The organism is Citrobacter sp. wls615 (assembly GCF_005281355.1).
Classification (GTDB): Bacteria; Pseudomonadota; Gammaproteobacteria; order Enterobacterales; family Enterobacteriaceae; genus Citrobacter; species Citrobacter werkmanii.
Genome location: NZ_SZXM01000002.1, coordinates 1 through 20,480, shown reverse-complemented (window position 1 = coordinate 20,480; position 20,480 = coordinate 1). Strand labels below are relative to the sequence as shown.

16 protein-coding genes and 1 riboswitch are annotated in these 20,480 nt (G+C 52.9%); of the genes, 8 read left to right on the top strand and 8 right to left on the bottom strand.

The window, feature by feature from the left end:
• Positions 1-51: 51 nt before the first annotated feature.
• A complete protein-coding gene (gene murI / locus FDX04_RS00105) occupies positions 52-903 on the bottom strand; it encodes a glutamate racemase (RefSeq protein WP_042313333.1) in 852 nt (283 codons plus the stop codon).
• Positions 848-2,686, bottom strand: coding sequence for a TonB-dependent vitamin B12 receptor BtuB (gene btuB / locus FDX04_RS00100; RefSeq protein ID WP_137359885.1), 1,839 nt, complete (start codon positions 2,684-2,686; stop codon positions 848-850). The genes murI and btuB overlap by 56 nt, the downstream gene beginning before the upstream one ends.
• A gap of 64 nt (positions 2,687-2,750) precedes the next feature.
• Positions 2,751-2,938, bottom strand: a riboswitch (cobalamin riboswitch).
• Between the two features lie 115 nt (positions 2,939-3,053).
• Between btuB and trmA the strand changes: the two genes are divergently transcribed.
• Entirely contained in the window at positions 3,054-4,154 is a 1,101-nt protein-coding gene (gene trmA, locus FDX04_RS00095) for a tRNA (uridine(54)-C5)-methyltransferase TrmA (protein ID WP_042313337.1), read from the top strand.
• A 36-nt stretch (positions 4,155-4,190) separates the two neighbouring features.
• Here the strand turns inward: trmA and FDX04_RS00090 are convergent, their stop codons facing one another.
• On the bottom strand, positions 4,191-4,550 hold the full coding sequence (locus tag FDX04_RS00090) for a YijD family membrane protein (RefSeq protein WP_003825114.1): 360 nt from the start codon (positions 4,548-4,550) through the stop codon (positions 4,191-4,193).
• A 15-nt stretch (positions 4,551-4,565) separates the two neighbouring features.
• Positions 4,566-5,201 (bottom strand): HTH-type transcriptional repressor FabR, encoded by a 636-nt coding sequence (gene fabR / locus FDX04_RS00085; RefSeq protein WP_003028862.1) that lies wholly within the window; start codon positions 5,199-5,201, stop codon positions 4,566-4,568.
• 191 nt (positions 5,202-5,392) lie between these two features.
• On the opposite strand from fabR, the gene sthA reads away from it, so the two are divergent.
• Positions 5,393-6,793 (top strand): Si-specific NAD(P)(+) transhydrogenase, encoded by a 1,401-nt coding sequence (gene sthA / locus FDX04_RS00080; protein ID WP_042313339.1) that lies wholly within the window; start codon positions 5,393-5,395, stop codon positions 6,791-6,793.
• Here the strand turns inward: sthA and oxyR are convergent.
• From oxyR to argC, 4 genes are all read right to left on the bottom strand, one after another.
• Positions 6,776-7,693, bottom strand: a complete 918-nt coding sequence (gene oxyR, locus FDX04_RS00075; RefSeq protein WP_038636079.1) for a DNA-binding transcriptional regulator OxyR — start codon at positions 7,691-7,693, stop codon at positions 6,776-6,778. The genes sthA and oxyR overlap by 18 nt on opposite strands.
• A gap of 298 nt (positions 7,694-7,991) precedes the next feature.
• Positions 7,992-9,365 (bottom strand): argininosuccinate lyase, encoded by a 1,374-nt coding sequence (argH, locus tag FDX04_RS00070; protein WP_137359883.1) that lies wholly within the window; start codon positions 9,363-9,365, stop codon positions 7,992-7,994.
• 117 nt (positions 9,366-9,482) lie between these two features.
• Entirely contained in the window at positions 9,483-10,256 is a 774-nt protein-coding gene (gene argB, locus FDX04_RS00065) for an acetylglutamate kinase (RefSeq protein ID WP_038636072.1), read from the bottom strand.
• A gap of 10 nt (positions 10,257-10,266) precedes the next feature.
• Positions 10,267-11,271: an N-acetyl-gamma-glutamyl-phosphate reductase gene (argC, locus tag FDX04_RS00060; RefSeq protein ID WP_137350366.1), complete on the bottom strand. Its 1,005-nt coding sequence runs from the start codon at positions 11,269-11,271 to the stop codon at positions 10,267-10,269.
• A 155-nt stretch (positions 11,272-11,426) separates the two neighbouring features.
• Between argC and argE the strand changes: the two genes are divergently transcribed.
• The 6 genes from argE (at position 11,427) to FDX04_RS00025 (ending at position 20,423) form a co-directional block, all read left to right on the top strand.
• Complete coding sequence (gene argE, locus FDX04_RS00055; RefSeq protein WP_047025879.1) at positions 11,427-12,578, top strand: acetylornithine deacetylase; 1,152 nt, start codon at positions 11,427-11,429, stop codon at positions 12,576-12,578.
• Between the two features lie 279 nt (positions 12,579-12,857).
• Positions 12,858-15,509 (top strand): phosphoenolpyruvate carboxylase, encoded by a 2,652-nt coding sequence (ppc, locus tag FDX04_RS00050; RefSeq protein WP_121529801.1) that lies wholly within the window; start codon positions 12,858-12,860, stop codon positions 15,507-15,509.
• Between the two features lie 210 nt (positions 15,510-15,719).
• Positions 15,720-17,453 (top strand): phosphoethanolamine transferase CptA, encoded by a 1,734-nt coding sequence (locus tag FDX04_RS00045; protein WP_137370294.1) that lies wholly within the window; start codon positions 15,720-15,722, stop codon positions 17,451-17,453.
• Positions 17,454-17,538: 85 nt separating this feature from the next.
• Complete coding sequence (locus FDX04_RS00035) at positions 17,539-18,399, top strand: AraC family transcriptional regulator (RefSeq protein ID WP_137359880.1); 861 nt, start codon at positions 17,539-17,541, stop codon at positions 18,397-18,399.
• Positions 18,400-18,644: 245 nt separating this feature from the next.
• On the top strand, positions 18,645-19,307 hold the full coding sequence (gene fsa / locus FDX04_RS00030) for a fructose-6-phosphate aldolase (RefSeq protein ID WP_137350363.1): 663 nt from the start codon (positions 18,645-18,647) through the stop codon (positions 19,305-19,307).
• Positions 19,308-19,319: 12 nt separating this feature from the next.
• Complete coding sequence (locus FDX04_RS00025; RefSeq protein ID WP_137370293.1) at positions 19,320-20,423, top strand: glycerol dehydrogenase; 1,104 nt, start codon at positions 19,320-19,322, stop codon at positions 20,421-20,423.
• Positions 20,424-20,480: the final 57 nt, after the last annotated feature.

Here is a 20,480-nt window from a genome sequence, read left to right as displayed (position 1 = left end):
AGGGGAAATTTAAAATAATTTTCCGAGTGCGTGTTTTTTCACCAAAAATAACTAAAGTGCCAGTTTTTCGAGCGTTTTGAAGCCATAACGTTGCAGCACGGGCAATAATTGTTCGGCTTCTGTCGTCATTGCCATACAGAATGCGACATTCTCATCGGTTGATTTCGCGTCGGGCGCTTCATGTTCTAATAACCAGGCCGTGCGACGCGCAATCGCGGCCCCCGAATCCACCAGTCGCGTTCCCTCGGGCAGGACCTGTAAAAGCTCTTCCTGTAATAGAGGAAAATGGGTGCAGCCCAGCACCACCGTGTCGGGTGGTTCCGACATCCGCAACCACGGACGTAGAATGCGGCGCAACTCTTCCAGAGAGACCTTTTCGCCGTGCAGCTTCGCTTCCGCCAGTTCCACCAGCTCGGCGGAACCCAACATCGCAATCTGACATTCGTTAGCAAACCGTGCAATCAACTCATGGGTATACGAGCGCTTCACCGTCGCACGTGTAGCCAGCAGTCCCACAACGCCATTCGCCGTGAGTCGCGCCGCCGGTTTAATAGCAGGAACGACGCCCACAACCGGGAAGGCAAATTTCTCTCGTAACGCAGGAAGCGACACGGTGCTTGCAGTATTACATGCGATGACCGCAAGAGAGAGGGGATAGCGCTGCTGGACCGCAGTCACAATCTCAACAACACGCTCGACGATAAATTCCTCGCTCTTCTCACCATAAGGAAAGGCGACGTTATCAAAAGCGTATATATAGTGGAGATCCGGCAGGAGACTGCGGATCTCATTGTAGACCGACAACCCACCGACGCCGGAATCAAACACCAGCACGGTGGGACGTGGATCAGAAGGTGTAGCTGCCAGACAAGGTGTATTCCCGCCCTGCAGTTGCGTAGCCATAAACTGTCTCGTAATCTTTATCGAACAGGTTGGCGATTTTACCACGAACAGTCAGCTGTGAGGTGATTGGATATGCCACTGTCAGATCCCACACGCTTACTCCACCCATTTTTACCGGTTGGTTGGTGACGAAGTCCTTGTCGTATCGCGTTCCTAAATACTGATACGTTAAACCCCAGTCAAAATCGTAAACCTGCCAGTCAAGCTGATACTTCACCTGCTGCTTTGAACGACGCGCCAGCGGTTTATCGGTAATCGCATTACGTGCATCAACGTAATCGTAGCTCAGCGTGTGCGCCAACGGCCCAGTGTCGAAGTTCGCTGTAGCCTCAATACCTTTAATACGTACTTTGCCTTCGTTATAGTATTTTTTGGTGTGGGGGTTGTAATCGATCATGTTATCGATATCGTTGCGATATCCTGACAAACGCCAGTTCACATCCGCTGTTAGCCCTTCAAATGCCCCTTCCCACTGTTTGCTCTCTTCAGGATCCAGATGGGAATTTCCGTACATGCCATACAGTTGTCCCAGATTAGGTGCCTTGTAAGAGGTGCCGTAGGAGGCAATAAAACGATAGCCTTCGACAAACTCCCAGCCAGCGCTGGTTTGCCATGTGCCATGACGACCAAATTGGGAATTGTCATCACTGCGCGCCGCGCCTTCGAAAGTGAAATCACCCAATTGCTGTAATCCCGTCAAGTAGAGACCGGTATTCCGCTGGTCGTAACCGTCCGTGACATACCCGGTGCCAGGCTCTGTAGTTTGCTTTTGCCAGTCTACGCCAGCGCCCACGTTACCGTGACCAATCACCATGCTGTTTGACCACTGCACATTATATTGCTTCATCTCATCCAGCGTGGCCGAGGAGTCATAGCGGCCATAATCCGGATCATAGTTGTAGTCTTTACTGTGGCTATAGCTGGAAACCAGCTGCGACTGAATCAACTCACTATTGAAGCGCAGCCCGGCATCCCAGCTCTGGCTATAGAGTTTTCGGGTATCCACTAGCGGCGTCCCCGGATGATAAGCCGCGTCATAATCTGTTCGATTATCATAACCGTAACCGCGAACAAACCCGCTCCAGGTGTCAGAGAAGTTGTGTTCCAGCGCGCCATACAGCGTCTTACTTAAGAAGCCGTCTTTGTCGGGTTGAGCCTGCAAACCGGTACTACCGTAAGCCACAACATCAAAGCCTTTGGTATAGGCATAATCGCCCATCAACGTGACGCGCGTATTCTCACCTAACTGTTGTTGGGTTGAGACATCGTAATTCTGGTAGCCATTGCTTCCCACGCCAGCGGTCAGTTCCGTCCCCGGCTTTTCGCGCGTGGTAATGATATTCACCACGCCGCCAATAGCATCAGAACCATAAATAGCCGAACGCGGCCCACGAATGTACTCAATACGTTGTACCAACGATACCGGGAACTGGCTAAGATCGGCTGCGCCGCTAACCCCTGCCAGGTTAAGCCGCACACCGTCAATCAGCACCAGAACATGGCTGGCGTTGGTGCCGCGAATAGAAATAGACGAATTTTGTCCCATACCACCGTATTGGGCGATATCCACGCCTGGCAGGCGACGAAGCACATCATTCACGGAGGTGGATTGCCAGCGATCGATATCCTGACGCGTAACAACGGTGATAGGAGCAAGTACTGCGCTACGAGGCTGCTGAAAACGGTTGGCAGTGACGACGAGAGTATCTGGGCTAGCATCCTGCGCCCAACCAGAAAATGCCGTGACGGAAAGTGCCGTCCACAGCAACGATTTTTTAATCATTGTAAAGCATCCACAATATAAGAAGGATGCCGCAGGTCCCACCGATAGTACGCGATGATGAAAACCAGATGCGACGTTAGCCGGCAGGTCTTCGGGCTTGGAGGCGACTTAAAGAGACGATGACTTCCCACGGCAAGCCGCAGTGTCTGCACCAGGTGCGCTCATCTCCCACCTTCCTTACCGCTGCGCGTCAGCTCCAGATTCACACTGGATTCCCTTTTAACTCACAGGACCGGAAAACGGATGCTACAGTTTGTTACAACCGACTGTCCAGACCACGCATCACAATATCGGAAATCATCAATGACTGGACATCTGTTGAGCAATCCCTACAATCCCCGCGTACTTTTATTTTTCAGGACGCATCATGACCCCCGAACATCTTCCGACAGAACAGTACGACGCGCAGTTAGCTGAAAAAGTGGTGCGTCTGCAGAGCTTAATGACACCGTTTTATGCACAGGCTCCGGAAGTGTTTCGCTCACCGGTCAGTCACTACCGTATGCGCGCCGAATTCCGGCTGTGGCATGACGGTGATGACCTGTACCACATCATGTTCGATCAACAGACGAAAAGCCGTATTCGCGTCGACAGCTTCCCGGCGGCCAGCGAGCTTATCAACACGCTGATGACGGCAATGATTGAAGGGGTACGCGATAACCATGTCCTACGCCACAAACTGTTCCAGATTGATTACCTCACCACCCTGAGCGATCAAGCGGTGGTCTCGATGCTGTACCATAAAAAGCTGGATGACGAATGGCGTCAGGAAGCCGAAGCGCTACGGGACGCGCTGCGTGCGCAAAACCTGAACGTGCATCTGATTGGCCGGGCCACCAAAACCAAAATCGAGCTGGACCAGGACTATATTGACGAACGCTTGCCAGTCGCGGGGAAAGAGATCATCTATCGCCAGGTTGAGAACAGCTTCACCCAGCCGAATGCCGCGATGAATATTCAGATGCTGGAATGGGCGATTGATGTCACCAAAGGTTCTAAGGGCGACCTGCTTGAGCTGTACTGCGGTAATGGCAACTTCTCATTAGCCCTCGCGCAAAACTTCAACCGCGTGCTGGCGACTGAAATCGCCAAACCATCCGTGGCGGCTGCCCAGTACAACATTGCGGCTAACCATATTGATAACGTACAAATTATCCGCATGGCGGCAGAAGAGTTTACTCAGGCGATGAATGGGGTTCGCGAGTTCAACCGTTTGCAGGGGATCGATCTGAAGAGCTACCAGTGTGAAACCATTTTCGTTGACCCGCCGCGTAGCGGTCTGGACAGCGAAACGGAGAAAATGGTACAGGCGTATCCGCGGATTCTGTACATCTCCTGCAACCCGGAAACGCTGTGTAAGAATCTGGAAACGTTAAGCCAGACGCACAATGTTTCACGTCTGGCTCTGTTCGATCAGTTCCCGTATACGCACCATATGGAGTGTGGCGTGTTACTGACCGCGAAGTAAGCGATGTCCTGGCCGGGCTTGCCCGGCCTACAAATATTATTCCGCAATTTCCTGCTTACGGTTACGCACTTTAAAGCCGATCCAGAACACCAGAATCACCGACAGTACCGCCGGGAAGAAGTTAGAACCAATATCCGGATATTCAGCGCGTACCACGGTGCTGTACAACAGAACGCCGAGAATAAAACAGGCGGCGGCCAGGCCTGGTAGCCCCACAGGCATGGTGCGGTTCTGATAGCGTTGATGCAGACAATAAACCGTCAGCACCAACGAAATAATCGGGAATACTGAGAATGGCACAATGGAGCTAAACAGCGCCGCAAATGTACCATTGATCGATAAGCCAGCAACCAGCGCCAGCAGCAGCGTACCTTTATCTTGACCTGACTGTTTCATTGCTCGTCCTTCTCGTTACTCGGAGTGGTGCGTCATCTTCTCTTGTTCACGGCGGTACCAATAAAATGCGCCTTTCGCGATCATGCGTAGTTGCAATACCAGCCGCTCTTCCAGTTGTCGACGCTGTTCAGCGCCAACATCCAGTGCTTCTGCCCCGGCGCTGAACACAATCGTTACCATGGCTTCGGCCTGCGCTTCAGTAAACGCACGAGGCATATGGTTTTCGAGTTCCAGATAGTCCGCAAGTTCCGCAATGAAGTGCTGAATTTCACGTGCGACCGCTGCACGAAACGCTGCGGAGGTTCCCGAACGCTCGCGCAATAATAAACGGAAGGCGTTGGGATTGTTGCCGATGAACTCCATAAATGTTGAGACCGAGGTACGGATCACACTCCCGCCTTTGGCGATACGCTGACGCGCCTGACGCATCAACTGACGCAGCATCAGACCACTTTCGTCCACCATCGTCAGCCCGAGCTCATCCACATCGCGGAAATGGCGATAAAACGAGGTTGGCGCAATGCCCGCTTCACGAGCAACTTCTCGTAAACTGAGACTGGCAAAACTACGCTCAGCACTGAGTTGACTAAATGCAGCCTCTACCAGCGAACGCCGGGTTTTCTCTTTTTGTTGCGCTCTAACGCCCATCACGATGTCTGAATCCTTCCACATACCTTGCTGGCACTATACCAGAGATTAGGCTGTTGGCATGGCTTTGTTAATGATTGTTTACGCGCAGTTTGTGCTTCGACTTCGCAAAAAAGCACAACGATAATTGGGTTATCCCGACAACGATGTTACTATTCTGTTGCTTTTATGTATAAGAACAGGTAAGCCTGACCATGTCACATTCCTACGATTACGATGCAATAGTAATAGGTTCCGGTCCCGGCGGCGAAGGCGCTGCAATGGGTCTGGTTAAACAGGGAGCGCGCGTCGCGGTGATTGAGCGCTATCATAACGTCGGCGGAGGCTGTACCCACTGGGGCACCATCCCGTCGAAAGCACTCCGCCACGCCGTCAGCCGCATTATTGAATTCAATCAGAACCCACTTTACAGCGACCATTCCCGACTTCTCCGTTCTTCCTTCGCCGATATTCTCAATCATGCTGATAACGTGATTAATCAGCAAACGCGCATGCGGCAAGGTTTTTACGAGCGTAATCACTGCGAGATTTTGCAGGGAAATGCCCGTTTTGTTGACGAACACACTATCGCCCTGGAATGCCACGACGGCACGGTGGAAACGCTGACCGCGGATAAATTTGTGATCGCCTGCGGTTCACGCCCTTATCGCCCTGTTGACGTCGACTTTTCGCATCCCCGGGTTTATGACAGCGACTCCATCCTGAGTCTGCACCACGAACCTCGCCACGTTCTGATTTACGGCGCGGGGGTGATTGGCTGTGAATATGCGTCGATCTTCCGTGGAATGGACGTCAAAGTTGATTTAATCAACACCCGCGATCGTCTGCTGGCGTTCCTTGATCAAGAGATGTCCGACTCGCTCTCTTACCACTTCTGGAATAGCGGTGTGGTTATTCGCCACAATGAAGAGTACGAGAAGATTGAAGGTTGCGATGACGGCGTCATCATGCACCTGAAATCTGGTAAAAAACTGAAGGCTGACTGTCTGCTGTACGCCAATGGCCGCACCGGTAATACCGATTCGCTGGCGCTGGAAAATATTGGTCTGAAAACCGACAGCCGTGGACAGCTCAAAGTGAATAGCATGTACCAGACGGCGCTGCCGCACGTGTATGCCGTAGGGGATGTGATCGGCTATCCGAGTCTGGCATCGGCGGCCTACGATCAGGGACGTATTGCCGCCCTGGCACTGGTGAAAGGCGAAGCCACCGCGCATCTGATCGAAGATATCCCAACCGGGATTTATACCATTCCTGAAATCAGCTCCGTTGGAAAAACCGAACAGCAGCTTACGGCGATGAAAGTCCCATACGAAGTCGGCCGCGCCCAGTTTAAACATCTGGCACGTGCGCAAATCGTGGGCATGAGTGTCGGCACGTTGAAGATTCTGTTCCATCGCGAAACCAAAGAGATTCTGGGGATCCACTGCTTTGGGGAACGTGCAGCCGAAATTATTCACATCGGTCAGGCGATAATGGAGCAAAAAGGTGGTGGTAACACCATCGAGTACTTCGTTAACACCACCTTTAACTACCCAACCATGGCGGAAGCCTATCGGGTAGCGGCGCTAAATGGCTTAAACCGCCTGTTTTAACGCACTGTCGAAATGGCCATCCATTGATCCACGGATGGCCTCTGCCAGCTGTTCATAACGGCTGCGCAGCGGCGAACCTGGACGATACACCAGGCCAATCGTACGGCGCGGTTCTGGCTTAATGCATGGCAGATAGACAACACCATCACGCTTACGCTCCGACGGAACAGCCAGCGCAGGCAGTAACGTAATACCGCTACCTGCCGCCACCATATTGCGCAGCGTTTCCAGACTGGTTGCCCGGAAATGGGTATCTTCATCCGCACCAGCTTCAAAGCAGAAGCCCATGGCCTGATCGCGCAGGCAGTGGCCATCTTCCAGCATCAGCAGTTTTTCACCTGCCAGATCGGACATCGGTACACAGTCACGGTTTGCCCACGGATGATCTTCATAGATCGCCAGCATCATAGGCTCATCAAATAACGGAACTTCGATGAATGCCTCACTCTCTTTCACCAGCGCCAGAATGACGCAGTCGAGCTTACCGCTATCCAGTTGCGCCAACAGCTGATGCGTCTGCGCCTCATGCAGATACATTTCCAGTTTTGGGAAGGTCTGGTGCAACATAGGAATGATATGCGGCAGTAGGTATGGCCCCACTGTTGGGATCAAACCTATATGCAGCGGGCCAGACATCGTCTCGCCTTGTTGGCTTGCCATCTCCTTGAGCACTTTGACCTCGCGCAGCACAGTGCGCGCCTGATCCACCAGCAGCAGACCTGCCTGAGTGAACAGCACCTTACGACTCGTACGCTCCAGCAGCATGACGCCCAGCTCATCTTCCAGCTTACGGATCTGTCCGCTCAGCGTTGGCTGGCTCACGTGGCAGGAGTCTGCCGCCCGTCGGAAGTGACGATGTTCGGCAAGCGCCACCAGGTATTCAAGATCACGAATATTCATTATTCATCCTCCATCGCCACGATAGTTCGTAGCGATAGGTAGCATAGCAACGAACGATTATCCCTATCAAGCTTTCTGTTTAATAATGCACCACAGAAACGGAACGGTACCCCTTTAACCCTTGAAGCTACTGTCCGTTTAGAGAGTTTCTCTCATACTCGAAATAACTAAAGCCAACGTGAACTTTTGCGGACCTTGCGTCCGCATTTTTTTTGCATAAAAAAGCCCGGCGTGATGCCAGGCTCTGATAACTGTTTGCCTGATGGCGCTACGCTTATCAGGCCTACAAAGACAAAGGTTACGCCAGACGCGCCTTCGCGTAATCAATCGCCTGTGCGACCTGCTGTGGCGACACGCCGCCTTTCGCCGCACGTTTGTCCAGACACGATTGTAGAGAAAGGATCGGGTAAACGTCATCGCCAATGACCGGACTGAACTTCTGTAAGTCGGTCAGCGACAACGCTTCCAGCGGTTTGCCCTGACGAATCGCCTCAACCACCGTTTCGCCCACAATGTGGTGCGCTTCGCGGAACGGAACACCTTTCGCTACCAGATAATCCGCCAACTCAGTGGCGTTGGCATAACCCTGCTGCGCCGCTTCCTGACAACGTGGACGTTTCACCTGAATGCCATCCAGCACCAGCGCGGCCATATGCAGACAATCCAGCCAGGTGTCGAGCGCATCGAACAGCCCTTCTTTGTCTTCCTGCATATCTTTGTTATACGCCAGCGGTAGGCCTTTTAAGGTCATCATCATCCCGGTCAACGCTCCCTGCACGCGACCGCATTTACCACGGATTAATTCCAACGCATCCGGGTTTTTCTTCTGCGGCATCAGGGATGAACCTGAGGTCACTCGATCGGACAGCTCGACAAAGCCCGCTTCACCGGTATTAAAGAAAATCAGGTCTTCAGCAAAACGCGACAGGTGCACCATGCCGATAGAGGCGTCGGAGAGTAACTCCAGCACGTGGTCACGATCGGAAACGCTGTCCAGACTGTTACGCGTTGCCGAAGTAAAGCCCAACCAACCAGCCAGTTGTTCGCGATCGATTTCATATGCCGTACCAGCCAGCGCACCGCAGCCCAGAGGACTGACGTCCAGACGCTTAAGCGCATCCTGCAGACGGCTTTCATCACGCGCCAGCATTTCGACATAGGCCAGGCACCAGTGGGCAAACGTCACCGGCTGCGCACGTTGCAGGTGGGTGTAACCCGGCATCACGGCATCCTGGTTATTCTCCGCCGTCACCACCAGCGCGCTTTGCAACTGGCGGTTGGCAGAGAGTAATTCAATTACCGTGTCTTTACACCACAGTTTAAGGTCGGTCGCGACCTGATCATTACGGCTACGCCCGGTATGCAGTTTTTTACCAAGCTGGCCGACTTTATCAATCAGCTTACCTTCCACCCAACTGTGAATATCTTCGGCATCGCTTTGCAGGATCTGTTGCGGATTAGCACGAACCTCTTCCAGCAGCGTGTTTAGCGCCTCTTCCAGTTGCAGCTGTTCATCGGCAGTCAGTACGCCGACCGTTACCAACGCTTTGGACCAGGCCACAGAGCCGACAATATCCTGTTCTGCCAGGCGGTAGTCAAAACGCAACGAGTCGTTGAACTGTTTGAACCGCTGATCTGCTGCCTGTGTAAAACGCCCACCCCAAAGTGCCATAACATGCTTCCTTAAATTCTTTTAATTTCAATGCCGGATGGCGCTACGCTTATCCGGCCTACAGGTTCTGTTCACGTAGGCCCGATAAGGCGTAGCCGCCATCGGGCATACAAATACTTAAGCCAGAATACGGGTACCGATCGGCGTGCCGTTAAACAACGCCGGGAGTTGCTCTGCATGACGCCAGGATGCGATATCCACCGGACGGCCCAGCGTGCGCGCGGCATCCAGCGCCGCATTGACCTTCACGATCATGCCATCGGTAATAATCCCCTGGTCGATCAACTGCTCCGCTTTCGCGGCGGTCATTTCGGCAATGCGCTGACCTTTACCATCCAGAATACCACTCACATCAGAGAGCAGGATCAGATCCGCACCCAACGTTGCCGCCAGCGCTGTTGCCGCCTGATCGGCGTTAACGTTCATCAGCAGTCCATCTTCAGTGACGCCAATGGAGCTGACTACCGGCAGAAAGCCGCTTGCCAGCAGCGTGTTAATTAGCTTAGGCGAACCCGGTTGCGCGAGTCCAACATGACCTAGCTCTTTATCGAGCGGCGTCACTTTTACGCTGTCGCCATCGCCAAGATACAGGCCCACAGAGGCGATTTGATGTTTTTTCGCCCAGGCCAGTAAGGTTTTATTCGCCGTACCCGCCAGGGCGCCAGTGATAATGTCTATCTGATCGGCAGGGGTGACGCGCAGACCGTTTTTCTTTTTCACCGGCAGATTCAACTGCTTCATTAGTTCATCAACCACGCAGCCGCCGCCGTGCACAATAATCAGCGGACGCTGATGCGACTCACGATAATTCACCAGGGCGGTAAACAGTCGCTCCAGCGCCTCTTCGCTATCAAGTAAAACACCGCCCAGCTTGATAATTAATGGATTCATTGTTGCACCCTTAAATAAGAGACTGCGTTTCAGCAAAGCCGAAACGGATATTTGCGCACTGCATCGCCTGTGCCGCCGCGCCTTTTAATAAGTTATCTTCGGTCGCCACCACGATCAGGTGCTCTCCCTGCACGGCGAACCCAATGTCACAAAACGGTAAGCCCACCACATTCTTCAGGGCCGGAACGCCTTTATCGTACAGGCGTACCAGTGGTTTATCACCATACGCTTGTTGCAGTGTCTGGGCCACCTGCGCATGGGTTACGCCCGCTTTCAGACGGCAAGTGATCGTTTCCAGAATTCCGCGCGGGAAGTTCCCCAGATGCGGGGTGAAGATCACTTCCGCGCCGAGGTGAGTTGCGATTTCCGGCTGATGACGATGGGTAAACACGCCATACGGCTGCAGGCTCACTTCGCAAAAGCTGTTCGAGATAGCCGCTTTACGGCCTGCCCCACTGACGCCGCTGGTAGCGTTAATCACCGGCCACTGGCTGAGATCCAGTAGTCCAGCGTCAATCAGAGGTTTCAGCGACAATTGCGCCGCCGTCGGATAACAACCAGGTACGGCAACCAGATTTGCTTCTTTCAGTTGCTCTGCGTTCCACTCCGCCAGCCCGTATACCGCCTGCTCCAGCAGGTCGGGGTGCTGATGGGTAAAGCCATAATATTTTTCATAGAACGCGCCATCGTTAACACGAAACGCGCCTGAAAGATCAAATACCACACATCCGGCCTGCAAAAACTGCGGGGCCAGATCATGACTGACCTCATGCGCTGTGGCGAGGAACACAATGTCCACCCCTGCGCTAAACTCGCTGATATCCGACATTGGCTGCAACGGTAAATCAACAATGCCTTTCAACTGCGGATGCAAATCGGAGATGAGTTTTCCTGCATCATTGCTTTGCGCTGAGACGGTCAAAGCGGTTATGTTCATATCAGGATGGCGATTTACATAGGTCACAAGCTCTGCGCCAGCATAGCCGCTGGCGCCCACAATCAGCGTATTCAACATCGGGGCAGCTCACCTTCTTAGATTCTGTTGCCAGGTATAAGCCTTTATCACCTCACCTTACACTTGGTGGGTTTTATTACGCTCAACGTTAATGTATTTTTATTCACAAATACTGCATGAATATTGATACTATCATGACCCGAGGTGTGTCAACAATGAAAAACAATTTACCGCCATTTATCGAGATTTACCGCGCTCTGATTGCCACGCCATCGATTAGCGCCACCGAAGAAGCACTGGATCAAAGCAATGCAGGTTTAATCACTCTGCTGGCGGGCTGGTTCAAAGATTTAGGCTTCAATGTAGAGGTTCAGCCGGTTCCCGATACGCGAAATAAATTCAATATGCTGGCGAGTATTGGACAAGGGGCTGGCGGTCTGTTGTTAGCGGGTCATACCGATACCGTGCCGTTTGACGACGGACGCTGGACGCGCGATCCGTTCACCCTGACCGAGCATGATAATAAGCTCTACGGTTTGGGTACGGCAGATATGAAGGGCTTCTTCGCGTTTATCCTCGACGCGCTGCGCGACGTCGACGTAACGAAGCTGAAAAAGCCCCTCTACATTTTGGCCACTGCCGACGAAGAGACCAGCATGGCGGGAGCGCGCTACTTTTCTGAAACCACCGCTCTGCGTCCGGACTGCGCGATCATTGGCGAACCCACCTCCCTGCAACCGGTGCGTGCGCACAAAGGGCATATCTCTAATGCAATTCGCATTTTGGGGCAGTCGGGTCACTCAAGCGATCCAGCGCGTGGCGTCAATGCGATTGAACTGATGCATGATGCCATCGGCCATATCATGACTCTGCGCGATGACCTGAAAGAACGCTATCACCATGACGCTTTTACCGTTCCGTACCCGACGTTAAATTTGGGTCATATCCACGGTGGCGACGCCGCCAACCGAATCTGCGCCTGCTGCGAGCTGCATATGGATATTCGCCCGCTGCCCGGCATGACGCTCAACGATCTTAATGGTTTACTTAACGATGCGCTGGCCCCTGTCAGCGAGCGTTGGCCGGGTCGCCTGACGGTCTCGGAACTGCATCCGCCTATTCCTGGCTATGAGTGTCCGCCTGACCATCAGTTGGTTGAAGTCGTTGAAAAACTGCTGGGAGCGCAAACGGAAGTAGTGAACTACTGCACTGAAGCGCCGTTTATCCAGACACTTTGCCCGACGTTGGTGTTGGGCCCAGGCTCCATTAATCAGGCACATCAGCCAGATGAATACCTGGAAACACGCTTCATTAAGCCAACTCGCGAATTGATCACCCAGGTTGTGCATCATTTCTGCTGGCATTAATCGTTTATAACCTTGCTCATCCTTCAGCGGCGAGCAAGGTCATTTATTAACATTTTCATAAGCACAGCTTATTTGATTCGATGTGAATTAAATAACGTAAATTCCCGCCATTTTTTCGTTTGCTGAACCGATTTCGCAGCAATTGACGTCACGAGTTTTACGTGGCTTTATAAAAGACGGCGAAAAAATTAAGTCCGGAAAATTTCACGTTGCAGCAGTGTTGACGGCGGCGCGAAAGATACAGGACATTTACAAAAGAGATGGGGTGTCTGGGTTAATATGAACGAACAATATTCCGCGTTGCGTAGTAATGTCAGTATGCTCGGCAAAGTGCTGGGAGAGACCATTAAGGATGCGCTGGGAGAGCACATTCTTGATCGCGTAGAAACAATCCGTAAGCTGTCCAAATCATCCCGCGCTGGCAATGAAGTCAATCGCCAGGAGCTACTCACTACACTGCAAAACCTGTCTAACGACGAGCTGCTGCCGGTTGCCCGTGCGTTTAGCCAGTTCCTGAACCTGGCTAACACCGCCGAGCAATACCACAGCATTTCGCCTAAAGGCGAAGCAGCCAGCAACCCGGAAGTGATTGCTCGCACTCTGCGTAAACTGAAAGACCAGCCCAACCTCGATGAAGCCACCATCAAAAAAGCCGTGGAGTCACTCTCCCTGGAGCTGGTTCTGACCGCCCACCCGACTGAAATCACCCGTCGTACGTTGATCCATAAAATGGGTGAAGTTAACGCCTGTCTTAAACAGCTTGATAACAAAGATCTCGTCGATTATGAACGCCATCAACTGATGCGCCGTCTGCGCCAGTTGATTGCCCAGTCCTGGCATACGGATGAGATCCGCAAGATACGCCCAAGCCCGGTCGATGAAGCCAAATGGGGCTTCGCCGTGGTCGAAAACAGCCTGTGGGAAGGCGTGCCGAACTATCTGCGCGAACTGAACGAACAGTTAGAAGAGAATCTGGGTTATAAGCTGCCCGTTGATTTTGTTCCGGTTCGCTTTACCTCCTGGATGGGCGGCGACCGTGACGGCAACCCGAACGTGACGGCGGATATCACCCGTCACGTGCTATTGCTCAGCCGCTGGAAAGCTACCGACCTGTTCCTGAAAGACATTCAGTTTCTGATCTCTGAACTGTCGATGGTGGATGCCACGCCGGAACTGCTGGCGCTGGTAGGTGAAGAAGGCGCAGCAGAACCATACCGTTATCTGATGAAAACCCTGCGTTCACGTCTGATGGCAACTCAAGCCTGGCTGGAAGCCCGTCTGAAAGGCGAGAAATTACCGAAACCTGCCGGCCTTCTCACCCAAAACGAACAGCTCTGGGATCCGCTGTACGCGTGTTACCAGTCTCTGCAAGCCTGTGGCATGGGCATCATCGCCAATGGCGAACTGCTCGACACCTTGCGTCGCGTGAAATGTTTCGGCGTACCGCTGGTACGTATTGATATTCGCCAGGAGAGCACCCGTCACACTGAAGCCCTGGGCGAACTGACCCGGTATCTGGGCATTGGCGACTACGAAAATTGGTCAGAAGCGGATAAACAGGCTTTCTTGATCCGCGAACTGAACTCCAAACGTCCGCTTCTGCCACGTAACTGGGAACCAAGCAATGATACCCGCGAAGTGCTCGACACCTGCCGCGTCATTGCCGAAGCTCCGTATGGCTCCATTGCCGCCTATGTTATCTCGATGGCGAAAACGCCGTCCGATGTATTGGCCGTACATCTGCTGCTGAAAGAAGCCGGGATCGGTTTTGCTATGCCGGTTGCGCCGCTGTTTGAAACATTGGACGACCTCAACAATGCTGATGACGTCATGTCCCAGCTCTTGAATATCGACTGGTACCGCGGCTTTATTCAGGGCAAACAGATGGTCATGATTGGCTACTCTGATTCCGCAAAAGACGCGGGCGTGATGGCGGCCTCCTGGGCGCAATATCAGGCCCAGGACGCGCTGATCAAAACCTGCGAAAAAGCCGGCATCGAGCTGACGCTGTTCCACGGTCGCGGTGGTTCCATTGGCCGCGGCGGCGCGCCTGCGCATGCCGCACTGCTTTCTCAACCGCCAGGTAGCCTGAAAGGTGGCCTACGCGTGACGGAACAAGGGGAGATGATCCGCTTTAAGTACGGTCTGCCGGAAGTAACCATCAGCAGCCTGTCGCTTTATACCGCAGCCATCCTCGAGGCCAACCTGTTACCGCCGCCAGAGCCGAAGGATAACTGGCGTCATATCATGGATGAGCTTTCTGATATCTCGTGTGAGCTCTACCGTGGATATGTACGTGAAAACAAGGACTTCGTCCCTTACTTCCGCTCCGCAACCCCAGAGCAGGAACTGGGTAAATTGCCGCTCGGCTCACGTCCGGCAAAACGTCGCCCGACTGGTGGGGTAGAGTCTCTGCGCGCCATTCCGTGGATCTTTGCCTGGACGCAAAACCGCCTGATGCTCCCGGCATGGCTGGGTGCTGGTACCGCGCTGCAAAAAGTGGTGGAAGACGGTAAGCAAAGCGAACTCGAAGCAATGTGCCGCGACTGGCCATTCTTCTCCACACGTCTTGGCATGCTGGAAATGGTTTTCGCTAAAGCAGACCTGTGGCTGGCTGAATACTACGATCAACGTCTGGTCAAAAAAGAGTTGTGGCCGCTCGGCGAAGAACTGCGTCAGCGCCTGGAAGCAGATATCGACGTCGTGCTGGCGATTGCCAATGACTCACATTTGATGGCCGACCTGCCGTGGATTGCCGAGTCTATCCAGTTAAGGAATGTTTATACCGATCCGCTGAACGTTTTACAGGCAGAGCTGTTACACCGCTCGCGCCTGGCGGAAGAGCAAGGCAAGGCGCCGGACCCACGCGTTGAACAAGCGCTGATGGTGACCATCGCAGGTGTTGCTGCCGGTATGCGCAATACGGGCTAACGCCCCCCTCCCGTCGCCTTCGTGCTATTGCGCGAAGGCGACATCAAAAATCGCTGTTATAACTGCTTCATTTTCAATATATTCCCGCCTGTATATATTTACTCAATGAATATATAAACAACAGAACACGATACTAACATCGTGATGCTTCACTTCCTCTTAAGGTTTAGCCGCTACTCTTGGCGCTACGATTAAAGACAGGCTCACACTATGCAATCCTTACAACCCCAGTCTAAACCTGCATTTAGCTGGAAAGCCCTGGGTTGGGCGCTCCTCTATTTTTGGTTTTTTTCCTCATTACTGCAGGCCGTTATCTATTTTAGCGGCTACAGCGGATCTACCGGTTTACGCGACTCCTTGCTGTTCAGTTCGCTATGGCTGATCCCTGTATTCCTGTTTCCAAACCGTATCCGCGCGATCGCTGCTGTTATTGGCGTCATGCTATGGGCGGCCTCGCTGGCGGCTCTGAGCTATTACGTCATTTATGGACAAGAGTTCTCGCAAAGCGTTCTGTACGTAATGTTTGAAACCAATGCGAACGAAGCCAGCGAATATCTGAGCCAATATTTCAGCCTGAAAATTGTGTTAATCGCGCTGGCGTATACGGCAATGGCGATTCTGCTGTGGACGCGTCTGCGCCCTGTTCATATTCCATCGCCCTGGCGCTATCTGGTGTCTTTCGCACTGTTATATGGCTTGATTCTGCACCCAATGGCGGTTAACACGTTCATCAAACATAAACCGTTTGAAAAAACGCTGGATGGTCTCGCTTCGCGGATGGAGCCCGCCGCACCGTGGCAATTTATCTCCGGTTATTATCAGTATCGCCAGCAGTTAACCGCACTGAATAGCCTGCTGAATGAAAACAATGCCCTGCCGCCGCTGGCCAACTTTAAAGACAACTCCGGTGATGCGCCGCGTACGCTGGTACTGGTGATTGGCGAGTCAACGCAACGTGGCCGCATGAGCCTGTATGGTTACCCGCGCGAAACCACACCGGAACTGGATGCGCTGCATAAATCCGATCCTAACTTCACCGTTTTCAATAATGTCGTGACCTCACGTCCGTACACCATTGAAATCCTGCAGCAGGCGTTGACCTTTGCTAACGAGAAGAACCCGGATCTGTATCTGACTCAGCCGTCCCTGATGAACATGATGAAACAGGCGGGTTATAAAACCTTCTGGATCACCAATCAGCAGACAATGACTGCCCGCAACACCATGCTGACGGTGTTCTCGAAGCAGACAGATAAGCAGTTCTATATGAACCAGCAGCGTACGCAAAGTGCGCGCGAATACGACAGCAATGTGCTGGCGCCATTTAAAGAAGTCCTGGCCGACCCGGCGCCGAAAAAATTCATCATCGTTCACCTGCTGGGTACCCATATTAAGTACAAATTCCGTTATCCGGATGGTCAGGGCAAGTTCGACAACAATATCGACAACGTTCCCGCTGGTCTGGGTAATGATGAGCTGGAAGCCTACAACGATTACGACAGCGCGAATGTCTACAATGACCACATCATTGCCAGCCTGATCAAAGACTACAAAGCGACCGATCCGAACGGTTTCCTGCTGTATTTCTCCGATCACGGTGAAGAGGTGTACGACACGCCGCCGCATAAAACGCAGGGCCGTAATGAAGACAACCCGACGCGCCATATGTATACGGTACCGTTCTTACTGTGGACCTCGGAAAAATGGCAGGCCGCGCATCCCCGGGACTTCTCACAGGATGTGAATCGTAAATACAGCAGCTCAGAGCTAATCCATACCTGGTCTGATTTAGCAGGCTTCACTTACGATGGCTTCGATCCAACACGTTCCATTACCAGCCCGCAGTTTAAAGAGACGACTCGCTGGATTGGCAATCCATACAAGAAGAATGCCCTGATTGATTACGATACCTTGCCTTACGGCGATCAAATCGGTAATCAATAATCCCACACAGGCCACTCTTTAAGAGTGGCCTTTTTTTATGATGGCGGTTACTGTTCTCCCTGTCTGCTGCCTGCAAGGGATTAACATGTATCACGACATCAGCCATCTTCTCGCCCGTCTGATTAACGGCCCCACACCGCTGCGCCAGATTTATTTTGCCAGTACCAGTAGCCCAACGCCGGAACTGGCATATCAGGTTGATTTTCCCCGGCTGGAGATTGTGCTGGAAGGTGAGTTCACCGATAACGGCGTTGCAGGCGCATCCGCGACGTTACTACCTGGCGATGTACTGTTTGTTCCGGCTAGCGGCTGGAACTTCCCCCAGTGGCACACACCGGTGACCACACTCAGCATCCTGTTCGGCAAACAGCAATTGGGTTTCAACGTCGTTCAGTGGGACGGCAAGCAATATCAAAACCTCGCCAGGCAGCATGTCGCACGGCGTGGACCGCGTATTGGCTCTTTCCTGCTACAAACGCTTAATGAAATACAGATGCAGCCGCAGGAGCAGCAAACGGCCAGACTGATCGTCGCGAGCTTACTGAGCCACTGCCGCGATCTGCTCGGCAGCCAGATCCAGACCGCGTCGCGCAGTCAGGCGCTGTTCGAAGCCATTCGCGACTATATTGACGAGCGCTACGCTTCGGCGCTTACCCGGGAATCAGTCGCGCAAGCGTTCTACATCTCGCCCAATTACCTCTCCCATCTGTTTCAAAAAACGGGCGCAATCGGTTTTAACGAATACCTGAACCACACACGTCTGGAACACGCGAAGACGTTACTGAAAGGTTATGAGCTGAAGATTAAAGAAGTGGCGCACACCTGCGGGTTTGTTGACAGCAACTACTTCTGCCGCCTGTTTCGCAAGAATACCGAACGTTCGCCCTCAGAATATCGCCGGCAATATCACAGCCAGTTGACGGAGAAAGCGATCCGCCAGCAATAAAGAAGATAAAAACAACATTAACTGGATTTTTGTAATATCAAAAGTTAACTCACCATCCCCATCACCGCAACAAACCCTATCCGTAGCTGACATGTGAAGTAAGTCTCACTTTTATAGATACATTACATTTATCCAGCTTTTGACAGATTTGTCAGATAGCGCGATGCGGCGAAACGCTCTTATCCTGTGCACAACAACGCATTCCGGCAACGGGCTGCTCACGCAAAATTAAGAGGGTGTTTTGTATGGAACTTTACCTTGATACCGCCAACGTCGCGGAAGTTGAACGTCTGGCCCGCATCTTCCCTATCGCGGGTGTCACCACCAACCCAAGCATTGTGGCGGCAAGCAAAGAATCCATCTGGGATGTGCTGCCGCGCCTACAAAACGCCATTGGCGAAGAGGGCATTCTTTTTGCCCAAACCATGAGCCGCGACGCGCAGGGGATGGTGGAAGAAGCCAAACGTCTGAGCAATGCCGTACCGGGTATCGTGGTGAAAATTCCCGTTACTGCTGAAGGTCTGGCCGCCATCAAGTTACTGAAAAAAGAGGGTATCACCACCCTGGGAACCGCCGTGTACAGTGCTTCGCAAGGTCTACTGGCCGCGCTGGCTGGCGCAAAATATATCGCGCCATATGTTAACCGCATTGACGCTCAGGGTGGCGACGGGATCCGCACGGTACAGGAACTGCAAACGCTACTGGAGCTACATGCGCCAAACAGCATGGTACTGGCGGCCAGCTTTAAAACCCCGCGTCAGGCGCTGGATTGCTTACTGGCAGGATGTGAAGCAATCACCCTGCCCTTAGATGTAGCGCAACAAATGCTCAATACCCCTGCGGTAGAGTCAGCAATAGAGAAGTTTGAGCAGGACTGGAACAACGCATTTGGTCACATCAACCTGTGAGGGAAATAAAGTATGGATCGCATTATTCAATCACCTGGTAAGTACATCCAGGGTGCCGATGTTATTACCCGTCTTGGCAGCTACCTCAAACCACTGGCAGAACGCTGGCTGGTCGTTGGGGACAAGTTTGTCTTAGGCTTCGCACAATCCGCACTGGAAAAAAGCTTCCAGGATGCCGGACTGGCGCTGGAGATCGCGCCTTTTGGCGGTGAATGTTCGCAAAACGAAATCGACCGTTTGCGCGGCGTGGCGGAAAAAGCGCAGTGTGGCGCAGTACTTGGTATTGGCGGCGGGAAAACGCTGGATACCGCCAAAGCGCTGGCGCATTTTATGGGCGTGCCTGTCGCCATTGCGCCAACCATCGCCTCTACCGATGCACCATGCAGCGCCCTGTCCGTCATTTACACCGATGCGGGTGAATTCGATCGCTATCTGCTACTGCCGAACAACCCGGACAGGGTCATTGTTGATACTAAAATTGTTGCGGGCGCACCGGCACGTCTGTTAGCCGCAGGCATCGGCGATGCGTTGGCGACCTGGTTCGAAGCGCGTGCCTGTTCACGCAGCGGCGCAACTACCATGGCGGGCGGTCAGTGCACCCAGGCGGCGCTGGCACTGGCTGAGCTGTGCTTTAATACGTTGATAGAAGAAGGTGAAAAAGCGATGCTGGCAGCCGAGCAGCACGTGGTTACGCCTGCGCTGGAGCGCGTTATTGAAGCCAATACCTATCTTAGCGGCGTCGGTTTTGAAAGCGGTGGTCTGGCAGCGGCTCACGCCATTCATAACGGCCTGACGGCGATCCCGGATGCGCATCATTACTACCACGGCGAGAAAGTGGCGTTTGGTACGCTAACGCAGTTGGTGCTGGAAAACGCGCCGGTCGATGAAATCGAAACCGTGGCGGCACTCTGTCATTCCGTTGGGTTGCCGATTACCCTGGCGCAACTGGATATCAAACAGGATATCCCGGCGAAAATGCGCGTTGTGGCAGAGGCGGCCTGTGCTGAGGGCGAAACCATCCACAACATGCCTGGCGGCGCAACGCCGGATCAGGTGTATGCCGCATTGCTGGTCGCTGACCAGTATGGGCAGCGTTATCTGCAAGAGTGGGAATAACCTGCCAATAAAAAATCCCCGCAATCACGGTAACACCGTTCACTTAAGATGTTTTGA